This is a genomic window from Cryobacterium sp. PH31-O1, assembly GCF_030063455.1.
In the GTDB taxonomy this organism is placed as follows: domain Bacteria; phylum Actinomycetota; class Actinomycetes; order Actinomycetales; family Microbacteriaceae; genus Cryobacterium.
The window spans coordinates 46,091-58,874 of sequence record NZ_JASITB010000001.1 but is presented as its reverse complement, the minus strand read 5'-3'; the positions used below and the strand labels follow the sequence as shown (position 1 = coordinate 58,874).

Here is a 12,784-nt window from a genome sequence, read left to right as displayed (position 1 = left end):
ATCCGAGGGTTCGATCACGACCACCAACGCGACGCCAACCAGGGCCGCACCAATTCTTCGTGAGCCGATTCGGCCCCCACTCAGCCAGCATTTACGGGCGCGGACCGCTCCGGCGACGATTGTTGGGACGGAACACAATATTCAGTTGATCAGGCGCAAGGACGCTCTCAACTTTCCGCACGCAGGCGGTCCCTTCTGCAGTCACGACATCGGGGCCGAATGCCCAAAAGAGAGTCGGGTCCACCGTCGACCAGTCTCCTCCGTCACGGCCGGATGAGTGCACGAACTCGCGTTATGAGACCGACCCACGCGACGATGGTTTTCAGATGGAACCACCGTCGACGACCCGACAGTCCCGAGACAAAAGGAATCAGAGAATATTCGGCACGAAGTCGCGCCGATCGATACTGCGATTCGCGCGACTCCGTCCGGGCGTCACTCGATGAACAGTGCCATCTTCAACTGGTCCACAGTTGGTGCGCCCGCGTATCCGCCTGGCGTGAGATATCGGCGGCAAGACAACCCGCCGGTTTCTCCTGCGCGCGCGAAGGGGTCGACACCGTCGATGAGGATGCTGGGTGAACCGCCAAATCCGACACGTTCGGCTTCTTCCACAGTGTTTACGAGGTGTCGCCGTACGACCATCCCCGGGTGCCCTTCGGTGAGAGCAACGAGCCGCTCATCGACAACTTTCCAATTGGGGCAGCCGTCGAAATATTGCAAAATAATGTCCATACGCCAACGCTAAACCGCTCCCGGCTCTCACGTATCACTCCTGCTGAATTGCAAGCTCAAAAAACGTTTAGGCCCGTCAACGTGAGCTCGCCATTCTGGCTGTGGAGCTCCAGAAACCTATCGGTGCCAGCGACTGGCGCTACCCCGCCGAATGCGGCGAGGGAGACATCTGCAGCATCATCAGCAAACCTGAATGCACCGAAGCTAGTAAACCCGAGCTAATGTTCATTTTCTGGTGGAGTTCTCTCGTTAGCCGCGTAGCCGCTCTCGGCCTGTTGGATGGCCCACGCGGCATTGATCAGGCCGACGTGACTGAATGCCTGGGGAAAGTTGCCCAGTTGTTCGCCGGTTTCCGAGTCGACCTCCTCGGCGAGCAGGCCGACGTTGTTGACGTGACCCACGGCTCTCTCGAACACCTCGCGGGCCTCACCGCACCGGCCTGCGTCGGCAAGCACCTGGGCGAGCCAAAATGTGCAGAGCAGGAAAGTTCCCTCGTTACCGTGCAGGCCGTCGACGCCGGTGTCAGTTTGGTACCGATAGACCAGCCCGCGGGAATCCGTAAGCCGATCGATGATGGCGTCTACGGTGGCGAGCATGCGTGGATCGGATGCCGGCAGGAATCCGACAACGGACATCATCAGCGACGAAGCATCCAGCTCGGGCGAATCAAAGGATTGCGTGAAGGCAGCGGCCTCCTCGTTCCACCCCTTCTCGAGGATGGCGGCGCGGATCCGTGCGGCCATCGCTGACCACTCTGTGATTCGGTCGGTTGCGTTCAGCTGATCGGCCAGGGCAATTGCTCGGTCGAGGGCCACCCAGCACATCAGCTTTGAATAAAGGAAGTGGCGTGGGGCCCCACGGATTTCCCAGATACCGTTGTCCGGCTGCTGCCATTGGCTGGCGGCAGCATCCGCGAGGGCGATAAGAAAGGTTCGCGTGGCCGGTTCGATGTCACCGAGTTGCCCACGAAGGCGGAACGCTGCGTCGAGGAGTTCGCCGTACACATCAAGTTGCGGCTGGTCCCAGGCTCCGTTGCCGACGCGCACGGGTGCGCTCCCCCGCCACCCTTTGAGTTGCGGAAGAAGCCGTTCAGACAGGTCATGTTCGCCGCCGATGCCAAACATGATCTGCAAATGACGGTCAGGGTTGGAGTGCGCAGCCGCCGCGGTCATGAAGTCAAAGAATTCGTGGGCTTCGTCCGGGCAGGCCGCAACCCAGAGTGCCTTCATGGTGAAACTGGCATCTCGTACCCAGGCGTACCGGTAGTCCCAGTTGCGTTCACCGCCGATTTCTTCGGGCAAGGATGTCGTGGCGGCGGCCACGATTGCGCCGGTGGGTTGGTAGCTCAGCGCCTGCAGAACCCGTCCCGAATGATGAACCAGTTCCCGCCACGGGCCGTCGTAGCTTTGATGAATCGATGACCACTCCTGCCAGCTCGCGGTGGTGGTCGCCAAGCCGGCCGCGATCTGGTCTTGCGCGTAGGCACCCGGCAGTGGCTCACCGAGGCGCGTGCGCTGCAGAGCAAAATACCGGTGTTGGCCCGCCTGCAGAGTGAACTGCATCCGGATCTCCTCGTCGACACCTATGACCGGGGCAGGAACCGAGAGAGTGAGCCGGCCCGAACCGCCCGTAGCGACGACACCGCAATCGATCTCCGCAAAGATCGGGACCACCAGACCATATTCGGGGCGAGGACGGCAGACCATCTCGATGGCCACCCGCCCGCTCGTGCAGTGCACGCCCCGCAGCAGGGTGTGGGGGGCGTGTTCACCGAGGCGGTGGGGATCAGCCCCGTCCCCCAACTCAAGCGCATCGAGAAGTTCGAGGGTGCCCTCATCGGTGTGGAAGATGGTCTGTAGGACCATGGTCCCATCCACGTAGGCGCGGGTTGACGTGCTCCGCCCGGTGGGCCGGATCGACCAGTGCCCCGCCTCGTCGTCCAGGATTGACGCGAACACGGATTCACTGTCGAACCGGGGAAAACACAACCAGGCAATCGATCCGTCCAGGGTCACCAGAGCAGCGGAGTGTCGATCCGAAAGCAGCGCATGGTCGGCGATGGGGAGGTCACTCATGCCGTGCTGCCAGCAGCGACCCCTGGGATCCGAGAAATTCCAGTCTTGCGCTCTGCTTGGTCATCGTCGTCCTTCCACGTCAGCGATTCTTTGGTGCGAACCAGCACCTGATGAACTGCTTCTAGCCAGTGCGGGGAGTGTCTCGTTAACGGTGTTTCCGGCACCCAACCGGTCCTTCGTGCACCGCTGGACGTTCGCACGGCCCGCCGCGCAGCATCCCGAGCCGTTTCTGCTGTCCGATCGGATCACCGTGTGCCGTGATGCGCGGGGTGACCGGTCTTCAGCTTGGGGCCTTCTCACCGATCCGCGATGGACTCGGCGATCTGCTTGATCGCGGCGAGAGTTTTCGGGATGCCGGCGAGTGCCTGCTGGGTGCGGTCAGCGATCTGAAAGTCTGCCTGGTCACCGAACTTCTCCTCGAACATAGCGATCCCGTCCGGCAGGAATTCCCAGTACTCGCTGAGGATCGTCCCCTCATTCGACGGGGTGAGGGTGAAGCCCCAACGGACGAAGCTGCCACCCACCACCCAACCGAACTCGCGACCGCGCTCGGCCGCCTCCACCTGCGACCGGGTCTCCCACGTGCGGTGCGGGAGCTCATTGCGGCCCGTGAACCAAGCACCGACCTGACCAGCCGACGCCTCGTCGTCCCACCAGCACATCGTGCAGACGGGGCTCCACTCACCGGTACGGGTGATGTCGGAGACCATGTCATAGAGAGATTCAGCGGACGCGCAGACCCGGACAGATTCTTGGTGGCGGCGAATTTTCGGCTCACTCATCGTTCGATCTCACAGATCGGTCACTTTTCTGCCGGCGGCTGCCATCATGCCAGTCTTCCTGCTGGCCCGCCGAGTCGGAGTCGTTTCCGAACGCAGCCAGCTGCGGCTGCTCACGCAGGCTTCGTTTGAGCTCGGCGAAACCGGGAAAACGTGCCAGAGCGACCACGTGGTCCCACAGTTCAACGGCCGAGTCTTCCTGTGGCAGGCGGCTAATGACCGGCCCAAAGAAAGCGACACCGGCGGGTGGCTCGAAATGGATGATGGGCGTGCCAACGTCCTTACCGGTCAGCGAAAGCGCCTCGTCCGTTTCCTGCTGAATTTCGAGGTCCCAGGACTCGTCGTCGAGCGCCTCAGCCAGTGCGAGTGGCAGGCCAGCCTCGGCGAGGATCGGTTCCACGAATTCACGTGTGCCGCGACGTTCACGCATATTGCTCTCGGTGCTGTTGCCGCTCGGGTCTGGCGCGACGTCGAAGATGTGCGCCCCGAACGCCGCATACAACGCGGCCATCGACTCGCGGCCATGCTCCGCGCGTGCCCGGGCTGCCACCCGCAAGAGCCTGAGCCCGGCGGTGTGTCCGGCCTCGTACTCGGGCGGAAAATGAGCGTCGTAATCGACCTCCGCGTTGATCAGACGCAACGAGATGAACCGCCAATCAACGGTGTAGTCGCGCTGCGCCTGCACCTGCCGCACCCATTTGCTGGTCATCCAGGCGAAGGGGCAGACCGGGTCGAAGTAGAAGTTGATGTCGGCATCCATCACTCAACCCTAAGCGACACACGTCTTCTCGAGGCCGCCGATCTGTGTCTTTCCAGCTCCCCCGGTAGGTCTCCCCAAACGTGGTGACTCGCTTATGCTCGGCGCCGCGTAATTCACGCGGATCTTAGACGTGTCGGAGGCCAGCCGTCAGCTCACCCGGCGGTAGCGGATGTGCGTGGCCAGCGGCGAATGCAACGCCTCAACCGGCTCGAACCCGAAAGAGTCGCTGCCGTCGAACATCCGCTCTCCAGACCCGAGTAAGACGGGGGCAATGTCGAGCGTGATCTCGTAGATTACGCCGGCGGGGAACGCCTGCCGAACGGTGGAGGCGCCGCCCGCAATGTGTATGCCGGCGTCGCCAGCTGCTTCACTGGCCTGTACGTAGGCGGCGTCGAAGCCGCCGGTGACGAAATGGAAGGTCGTGCCGCCCTCCATCTCGATCGGCTCGTGGGCGTGATGGGTGAGCACGAACACTGGTGCGTGATGCGGCGGTTCGGGCGCCCACCATCCGTTCCAGAGCGCCTCCCACTCACCGCGAATGGGGCCGAACATATTCCGTCGCGAGCGTCCGGTATTTCTCCGAAGCCGACCCACTGGAATCATTTTGACCCATCTTGGGCACTTCGCGCTGGCACAGGCCCTGCTGCCAGCTCTTCGCGCCGCTGACGGGGCGAAGATCGTAGCGCTGAGCTCGAGTGGGCATGGAACCAGCGGGATCCGTTTCGACGATCGCTTCTTTGAGCGTGATCCCTATGACTCGGGGCTCGCCTATGCGCAGTCGAAGTCGGCAAACGTGCTCTTCGCTCTCGAAGCCACGCGGCGCTGGAAAAACGAGGGGATTGCTGGCACCGCGGTTATGCCGGGTGGCATCTGGACAAACCTGCAACGCTACTGGGACCCGGTCGTTCTGGCTGACATGAAACGGCGGTACCCGACAAAGACCGTCGAACAGGGAGCGGCAACCTCACTCTTCGCCGCGACACGGGCAGAGTTGGGCCCTGGCACGCCCGCGTACTACGAGGACTGCCGCCCAGCCGAAATCGCTTCGGCAATCGTCGACGGCGTTCACGGGGTACTTCCGCACGCAATCGACCCGATCGCAGCAGAACGCCTCTGGGAGACCTCACTGAGCCTCATCGCGCAATCTTTGTAACCTAAGACACCCCAAAGGAGCTCGTCGGGTTGGGAACGCTGATGTTGAGCCCCCACCCCCGGCCTGGACAACAACTTGAGCATTTGATGCCGGTCGCACCGGCCGCGACCAGAATGCTTGCGAAAATGGATGCTCCGCGGGCGAGACCGATGGCATCCACCAAGAACCTGGTCGCCACGGAGATCAACCCGGCCGGAATGTACCCGCCGATGTTGAGCACGGAGTTCGCCTCGGCCCGGAGGACGAGCGCGACGCCCGCCGCCGCTCGTCAGACGCGATAGTATTCCGGACGATCACGCTCATACCCTAGGTCGACTCGTCAGCGCCTGCTAGGCAGGGTCTCGTTCACAAAGACATCCCTCGATTGCCCAGATCACCGGGGAGGGCAAGGATGGTGTTGACCCATTGGAGATTGAGTAGTGAGAAAACTTGTCGAAATAACCTTCATGAGCATCGACGGTGTAATCGATGATCCGGACATTGTGGTCGAAGCAGAGCCATATTTCAGTTCCAGCGAGGAACAGGATTACCAGGAGCGTTGGCTCTCCTCGGCCGATGCCCTGCTGCTTGGACGAAAGACGTACGAGAACTTCTCACAGGCTTATCTTCAGATGGCAGACGAGGGCAAAGGCGCCCCGATGGACTTCGTAAACCGCATGAACAGCATTCCGAAATACGTGGCGTCCAAGACCCTCAGCGAAGCGTCTTGGAACGCAACAGTCATTCAGGGCGATATTTCAGACGAAGTTCGAAAGATCAAGAAACAATCAGGCAAGAACATTATCAAGTACGGCACCGGCCCACTCGACCAAATCCTTATGAGAGACAAGTTGGTTGATGTTCTCTGCGTCGTGATCTACCCGTTTGTACTCGGCCATGGCACGCATCTCCTGGAAGGTCTTGGGGTCACAGAACATTGGCAGCTCTCGAACGTGAAGCATTTTGCAAGCGGAACCGTGGTGCTTGAACTAGTTCCCAAGACATGATTCGCCGAGCATCTTCTCGACCTTAAGGCTGGTGGCGCGAAGTGCCAGCAGCTTAAGCGCGCCGCATTCACGCGATCTCCAACTTCTTCACCGAAATCACGGAATGGGGATGGCCCGACGCCCCACGACGACGCCTGCTGTTCCGGTCCGACATTCCCCGCTTGCCCTTCGTCGATATCAGCCACGGGGACTGGCGGGAAACACCGACCATCAAAGCGCGCATGGCCAGCGGCTACTGCCTCCGCGCGCCCGCGCAAGAAGCGTGCCCCTACGCCAATATCTGCGAGCATTGCCCCAGTTGCCACGCCGACAACGCCTACACGCCCGTCCTCACCGCCCAAAACGCCGACGCCCAACTCCTCGCCCGCGATGCCTGCACCACAGTTAGATGCGCTTCGCGCCAGGACGTCAATCGCTCCCGGCCGCGATTTCGAAGCACGTCCGGGAGCTCCCATCTGGCATGATGGCTGGGTGCCGCAACCTCATGTTCTTATCATCGGAGCGGGTATCTCGGGGCTTGCCTGCGCTCACGCGCTGCGTAGCGCCGGAATCGTTGCACGGGTCGTCGATCGCGGACGAAAGCCCGGTGGCAGGATGGCGAGCCGCACGGTCAACGGACGAACGGTCGACCTCGGCGCATCATATTTCACCGCGGAGCCGGGCACCGGGTTCGGTGACGTTGTTTCGGGGTGGCTGGAACGCGGACTCGCTCGACCGTGGACCGACACGGTCTCGGTGGCAGGGTCCGATGGCATCCAGCGTCTCAGCCGCGGTCCAATGCGGTACGCCGCCCCAGCAGGCCTGCGGGAGCTCCTCATCGACCTGGCGCGTGATATCGACGTGCACCAGGGCGTCACGATCGAACACGTGGCGGCGGGTGAGGCCGACAACCATCGCTACGACGCCGTCGTGCTCGCGATGCCGGACCCGCAAGCGCGGCGATTGCTCGACGTCGGATCGTCACTGCGTGCGGCGTTGAACGACGGCTCAAATTGGGAGCCAAGTATCGCGGTCGTGCTGGAGTGGGCGGCACGCGACTGGCAGCCGTTCCACACCGCGTTCGTCAACGACGTGGCGGAGATCACCGCACTTGCCGACGATGGTGATCGTCGTGGCGATGGTGCGCCGGTGCTCGTCGCCCACACAAGCGCAGCACTTGCCCGACAGCATCTCGACAACCCCGACGGAGCAATCCCCGTGGTTACCAGGGTGGTAGGCCGAATGTTGTCGCTAACGGATGCACCCACCCGGTCGTTCGCGCACCGCTGGACGTTCGCACGGCCCGCCGCGCAGCATCCCGAGCCGTTTTTGCTGTCCGATCGGATCGGCGTGTGTGGGGATGCGTGGGGTGACCGGTCTTCGGTGGCGACGGCGTGGGCGTCTGGTGACGCGCTCGGGCGCGCGATCGCTGCAAGTTAGCCTCAAACGCCGCCCGAGCAACCCTTCCTTGTGAGGCTGAGGACCCGATCAGGACCGGGTTTGCTCACTTTCAGAAATATTCTCGGCGATCTGCTTGATTGCGGCGAACGTCAGTCGCCGAAGACGAGGCCGGACAACCCAGCTGACTGGGTGGTGTCGTTTTCGTTTAGAGGCCGTGAGCAACCAATCCCAGCGAGCATTTCAGTAACGGAGAGTGTTAGCCCAGCCATTTCGATCGCACCTGAACATCGGCGCTTTCATAGCCAATGTGATCATAGAAGCCGAGTACTGCCTCGTTGGTTGAGCGGACCATCAATTGGACTTTCACCGCACCCTGCTCACGAAGCCAGTCTTCCGCAGCGATCATCATCTCTTGCCCCAGCCCGGTTCCCCGCTGTGCCTGATTAATGGCCAGGTAATACACCCAACCGCGGTGACCGTCATGACCGACCATCACGGTGCCAACCAACCTGTCACCAATGAACCCACCAAGAACGGTAGAGGCAGAACTTTCAAGGGCGCGCCGCAGGTCAACAAGGGGCGGATTCCAAGGCCGGGTCAGTCCCACGTCGTGCCAGAGCGCAGCGGCTTCTTCAATGTCTGGCAAAGTTAGGTCTCGGATCTGCATGAATCCAGTTTGCCGGAAAGTGGAAGATCTCCCGGCCGCTCGAATGTCAAAACTCGCGTTCACGGCTTCCCTGTCGGCTGTGACTTAGAATCTGCTTCGGACTCAACTTGGTCAAAACGTGTCATGCTCGAAGCCTGCTGCGCTCATTTTTGGACGCCCGGCGCTTCGTGCGCGTGAGCAGGTCGGTGACGTCGATCCCGCGGTCGGCGGCGTCTTGCAGGGTCCGCGACGCTGTGGGCAGGGCGGACGTCGCCGCCGCGGCGACGCTCGCGTACTGCTCCCGGATCAATGCTGCTGCGTGACAGGGCGGGCGAGCGGATGGTTGCATGGTGGTCCCCTAACAATAGGAGCGCGGGGCTGCGGACTCTTAGTGATGAGAATGCGCGCCCGTTCCATTCGGACCATTTATGACATAAGTATCACCTAGCCGAAAGCTGCAGGCCTGCACCGAACGATGACGCCGATGACACGTCGCCGCCAGGGCTCACTTCAGCGGCGTTTCCGCGCCCTGTATGAAGTTGCGTTACGCGACGGATTGCGCAGGATCGGCCCTGTGGAGTTGAGTTCAGACGGCGGCCGATTTCGACGGCGCTGCCAGATGGGATGGTAGGAAATGTCCGAACTCACGAATGCTGAGCTCGCCGCTATGGAGACAAAGCCTGCCCGCGACCCCTGGATTAAATCCGTGCGCGCGTCGGGATCGTGGCTGCGGCCGATGCGCACCCGGATCTCGATCCGCGAGTTTAACTTCGTCATCGACCAGCCAGTCATCAAGGGCGGTGAGAACGATGCGCCCACGCCGATGGAGTTCCTGGCCGGTGCGGTGAACGGCTGCATCACGGTCACCATCGAGGCGGTCGCAACGGAGCTCGGCATACGTCTCGATCAGATCGAGACTCTTACTCGCTCGCATATCGACGTGCGCGGGTTCACCGGCACTGCGGATGTCTCGCCCCATTTTTCGGATTACAGCCTTCTGGTGCAGATCGTCACGCCCGCCGCAGAGCCTAAACTCGGCGAGCTTCGTCGCGCAGTGGAGAAGCGGTGTCCTGCCATTAGCCTCCTGCGCGATGCCGACATCCCGATCGACCTTCACTGGCAATTCCCGGCGGTGCCATTTGCTTCGACTTTAAACGATCGGAATCGGTCATGACTGATGCTGGCCTCTGGACGATTGGTCTCGCGGTCGTTTACACGGTGATTCTGGCGGCCGTTGGAACGATCGTTCAGCGGCGCACTCTGCGCCGGCCTCAGGCGGAGGGAGGATTTTTCGTTGCCGGACGCAGTTTCAGTCCACTCACCGTAGCCCTATGCATCACCGGTCTGTTCTCGGGGTCGTCGTACATCGCGATCCTTGAGTTGAGCTATCACACCGGAATCTCGGCGATCTGGTACGGAGTGGCAGAAACCGTGCAGGTGCTCCTCATCGCCCTTCTTCTCGTAAAACCGTTGCGGGAGAAGCTCGTCGTGACGGTCAGTGGGATGATCGGAGAGCGCTTTGGCAGAGTCGCGCAGATAATCTCTGGTTTAATCACGGCGTTCGCGTTTCCCATGTGGTCTGTCGCCACGGCTATCGCCTTCGCATCCGCTCTTCACGCATTCACGGATCTCTCCATTTACACCTCGATCATAGCGACGGCGGTTCTGCTGCTCGTCTACCTGTGGTTCGGTGGCATGCGTGCTGTGGCGTTTAGCCAGACCATGAATTGCATCGTTTTTGTGGCCATGCTCGGTGTGGGCATCACCGCATTCCTAATCAAGCCCGGATTCGCCGGACTCGCCGAGTTCGCGTCCACGAATCCTAGAATGCTCGACCTGTCGAGCATTGGTGTGACACTCATCGTGGCCTGGTTCGGCACCTTCATCGTCAACGTGCTCCTGGCGCAGGCCGCCTTCCAGATGAGCTTGTCATGCCGCACGCCCAAGGACGGGCAAAAAGGGCTTTTCCTTGCTGCCGGATTCGGACTGCCGCTGATTCTCGGAGGAACGATTCTGGGAACTGCCGCTGCGATCGTAGTGCCTAACCAGGCACTTGGCCTCGTTGCCGTCCCCACCTACATTGCGCAGGTGTTGCCGGCGCCCCTCGCCGGCGTGTTCTTTCTCGGGGTCTGGGCGTGCGCACTCGGCTGGGCCGGACCGTGCCAATTCTCCGGCGCGACGAGTCTCGGGCGTGATGTCGGCGGCGCGCTGCATCCCGGTGCTACTGAAGTGCAGCTCGTGCGCTACACACGCTGGTCGCTCGTGTTGCTAACCGTGCTCATGATCGCGTTCGCATTCTTACGCGCGGAGCAGTCGGCCTGGTGGAATGTGCTCGCGTGGACGCTGCGTAATGGTGCAACCCTGGCCCCCGTGCTCGCGGTGTTCTTCTGGCCGGTTGCGACGCGACGAGCGGCCTATGCATCGATGATCATTGGCTTCGCAGCGGGTCTCCTGTGGTACCAGCTCGGCGATTGGTCGCCCGCGAGCTTCTTTCTTGGTTTCCACCCCGTGTGGGTTGGCATGTCGGTGAACATAGTGGTGCTCATCGCCGTCACACTCGCCACCGCACACTGGCGGGTCACCGCGGATGCCCGCAAGAAATCACGTGGGGCGCTCGCCGCGGCGGCGTGCCTTGTGTTGATGGCGACGATCGCCGCTACAGGTACCTGGCTCAGCGCATCCGGGCTGCTCGGACTGGCAATCTTCACGCTAGTTGCCATGGGCGCCATTTCTACCTTCCTGCTGACCGAACAAGAGGTTGCACACAGTGCACCATCGACCGTGGAATCGGTGCCTTCCGTCGAAGTGTCATTACGCGTCGAAGTCTGAGGCGACGTAATGGTCGTCGACACGAGTTCAAAGCTCAATGTTGGTCTGAGAACAGTCACCGGCACGTGCTTCGTCGGGGCAACCATCAAAGTCAATGGCGGCAAACCGCACCCCGTGGCGGTGGGTGGTACGAATCTTCTGGGTTGTCTCGTCGACGTCGCGACTCCTGAGAGTTCTCTCAACTTTATGGACGGAGACATCCCGATGTCTGTACCGGGTCGGCAACATAACGCGTGGCATCTATCTGCGTCATCGCGGCCCACATCCCGTCCAAGGATAGGCCGACCACATCGGCTATCGCTGCGATAGTCGAGAATGCGGGGGTTGCCACGCGGCCAGTTTCGATCTTGCGAATGGTTTCTGGTGAGAGACGGGCCTCAAGTGCAACCTCGAGCATCGAGCGCGTACCCCGGGCCTGACGCAGCAGGGCGCCGAGGTGCCGTCCGCGCTCTATCTCGGCGGGGGTGAGCGGCAATCTGACCATAAACCGATTCTAGTACCGGGATAATATGACCGGTATAGTTATTGGTTGATACTGGGAGACGCTAAATGATCGAGATATTGAACACCACCGAAATCAGTCGAGCGCGAGAGACAGGCGCCCTCGTTGCATCGATCTTGCAAACGTTGAAGAGTCGCAGCACCGTCGGTACGAACCTTCTGGATATCGACGAGTGGGCGCGCACCCTCATCGTCGAAGCCGGAGCAGAGTCCTGCTACGTGGACTACGCGCCGTCCTTCGGACGCGGGCCGTTCGGCCATTACATTTGCACAGCCGTCAACGACGCCGTGCTGCACGGCATGCCCAACGACTACGCACTCGCAGACGGTGATTTACTGACTCTAGACCTCGCCGTGTCTCTGGAAGGATTCGCCGCAGATTCTGCGATCAGCTTTATCGTGGGTGAGACACAGCCCTCAGAAAGCATCGCGATGATCAGCGCAACCGAACGAGCATTGACGGCGGGGATCGCTGCTGCCGTCCCCGGAGCCCGGATCGGTGACATCTCTCACGCCATCGGTTCGGTCCTCGACGCAGCGGGGTACCCGATCAACATGGAATTTGGGGGTCACGGCATCGGGTCCACAATGCACCAAGACCCACACGTTGCAAACGACGGACGCCCAGGGCGCGGATACAAACTGCGTGCCGGGTTGCTGCTGGCGCTGGAGCCGTGGGTCATGGCCGACACCGCCGAACTCATAACGGACGCCGACGGATGGACACTCCGTAGCTTTACAGGCTGTCGAACAGCACACACTGAACACACGATCGCCATCACGAACGACGGAGCCGAAATCCTCACTCTGCCTGCGTAAGCGTCATCGCGGGACAGGCGAGGGTGGCCATTGGGCGAGGAAAACGGGCATATCACTCAAACCGAGCGTGCAGGCAAGTCGTTCCCCGTTCCCGTCCACACGAGTGACGGCAAGACGTTAA

15 protein-coding genes and 1 pseudogene are annotated in these 12,784 nt (G+C 61.4%); 7 read left to right on the top strand and 9 right to left on the bottom strand.

The genetic code is table 11. The annotated features are described in order from the left end of the window. Positions 1-435: 435 nt before the first annotated feature. The 6 genes and pseudogenes from QMK31_RS00355 to QMK31_RS00330 form a co-directional block, all read right to left on the bottom strand. Positions 436-735 carry a thioredoxin family protein gene (locus QMK31_RS00355; RefSeq protein WP_283498987.1) on the bottom strand — a complete coding sequence of 100 codons (300 nt, stop codon included), beginning with the start codon at positions 733-735 and terminating at the stop codon, positions 436-438. A gap of 218 nt (positions 736-953) precedes the next feature. Beyond that, entirely contained in the window at positions 954-2,297 is a 1,344-nt protein-coding gene (locus QMK31_RS00350; protein WP_283499780.1) for a glycoside hydrolase family 15 protein, read from the bottom strand. A gap of 42 nt (positions 2,298-2,339) precedes the next feature. Then, positions 2,340-2,816: pseudogene (locus QMK31_RS00345) on the bottom strand (trehalase-like domain-containing protein); the annotation flags it as partial. Positions 2,817-3,106: 290 nt separating this feature from the next. After that, positions 3,107-3,592, bottom strand: coding sequence for an SRPBCC family protein (locus QMK31_RS00340; protein WP_283498986.1), 486 nt, complete (start codon positions 3,590-3,592; stop codon positions 3,107-3,109). After that, entirely contained in the window at positions 3,585-4,349 is a 765-nt protein-coding gene (locus tag QMK31_RS00335; protein WP_283498985.1) for a mycothiol-dependent nitroreductase Rv2466c family protein, read from the bottom strand. Before QMK31_RS00335 ends, QMK31_RS00340 begins: the two co-directional genes overlap by 8 nt. 147 nt (positions 4,350-4,496) lie before the next feature. After that, positions 4,497-4,901: a dihydrofolate reductase family protein gene (locus QMK31_RS00330; protein ID WP_502852127.1), complete on the bottom strand. Its 405-nt coding sequence runs from the start codon at positions 4,899-4,901 to the stop codon at positions 4,497-4,499. 52 nt (positions 4,902-4,953) lie between these two features. On the opposite strand from QMK31_RS00330, the gene QMK31_RS00325 reads away from it, so the two are divergent. From QMK31_RS00325 to QMK31_RS00310, 4 genes are all read left to right on the top strand, one after another. Next, positions 4,954-5,502: an SDR family NAD(P)-dependent oxidoreductase gene (locus QMK31_RS00325; RefSeq protein ID WP_283498984.1), complete on the top strand. Its 549-nt coding sequence runs from the start codon at positions 4,954-4,956 to the stop codon at positions 5,500-5,502. A gap of 149 nt (positions 5,503-5,651) precedes the next feature. Continuing rightward, positions 5,652-5,783 carry a hypothetical protein gene (locus QMK31_RS00320; protein WP_283498983.1) on the top strand — a complete coding sequence of 44 codons (132 nt, stop codon included), beginning with the start codon at positions 5,652-5,654 and terminating at the stop codon, positions 5,781-5,783. 138 nt (positions 5,784-5,921) lie between these two features. Then, on the top strand, positions 5,922-6,488 hold the full coding sequence (locus tag QMK31_RS00315) for a dihydrofolate reductase family protein (RefSeq protein WP_283498982.1): 567 nt from the start codon (positions 5,922-5,924) through the stop codon (positions 6,486-6,488). A gap of 471 nt (positions 6,489-6,959) precedes the next feature. Next, on the top strand, positions 6,960-7,907 hold the full coding sequence (locus QMK31_RS00310; protein ID WP_283498981.1) for an NAD(P)/FAD-dependent oxidoreductase: 948 nt from the start codon (positions 6,960-6,962) through the stop codon (positions 7,905-7,907). Positions 7,908-8,124: 217 nt separating this feature from the next. Here QMK31_RS00310 and QMK31_RS00305 read toward each other — a convergent pair whose 3' ends face one another. Beyond that, entirely contained in the window at positions 8,125-8,535 is a 411-nt protein-coding gene (locus QMK31_RS00305) for a GNAT family acetyltransferase (RefSeq protein WP_283498980.1), read from the bottom strand. A 121-nt stretch (positions 8,536-8,656) separates the two neighbouring features. Continuing rightward, a complete protein-coding gene (locus QMK31_RS00300) occupies positions 8,657-8,863 on the bottom strand; it encodes a hypothetical protein (protein ID WP_283498979.1) in 207 nt (68 codons plus the stop codon). A gap of 285 nt (positions 8,864-9,148) precedes the next feature. Here QMK31_RS00300 and QMK31_RS00295 point away from each other — a divergent pair, with 285 nt between their 5' ends. Together QMK31_RS00295 and QMK31_RS00290 are read left to right on the top strand one after the other, a co-directional pair. After that, on the top strand, positions 9,149-9,688 hold the full coding sequence (locus tag QMK31_RS00295; protein ID WP_283498978.1) for an OsmC family protein: 540 nt from the start codon (positions 9,149-9,151) through the stop codon (positions 9,686-9,688). Further along, entirely contained in the window at positions 9,685-11,343 is a 1,659-nt protein-coding gene (locus QMK31_RS00290) for a sodium:solute symporter family protein (protein WP_283498977.1), read from the top strand. The genes QMK31_RS00295 and QMK31_RS00290 overlap by 4 nt, the downstream gene beginning before the upstream one ends. A 184-nt stretch (positions 11,344-11,527) precedes the next feature. Here QMK31_RS00290 and QMK31_RS00285 read toward each other — a convergent pair whose 3' ends face one another. Next, on the bottom strand, positions 11,528-11,827 hold the full coding sequence (locus tag QMK31_RS00285; protein WP_283498976.1) for a helix-turn-helix domain-containing protein: 300 nt from the start codon (positions 11,825-11,827) through the stop codon (positions 11,528-11,530). A 65-nt stretch (positions 11,828-11,892) separates the two neighbouring features. Here QMK31_RS00285 and map point away from each other — a divergent pair, with 65 nt between their 5' ends. Continuing rightward, positions 11,893-12,663, top strand: coding sequence for a type I methionyl aminopeptidase (gene map / locus QMK31_RS00280; RefSeq protein WP_283498975.1), 771 nt, complete (start codon positions 11,893-11,895; stop codon positions 12,661-12,663). Positions 12,664-12,784: the final 121 nt, after the last annotated feature.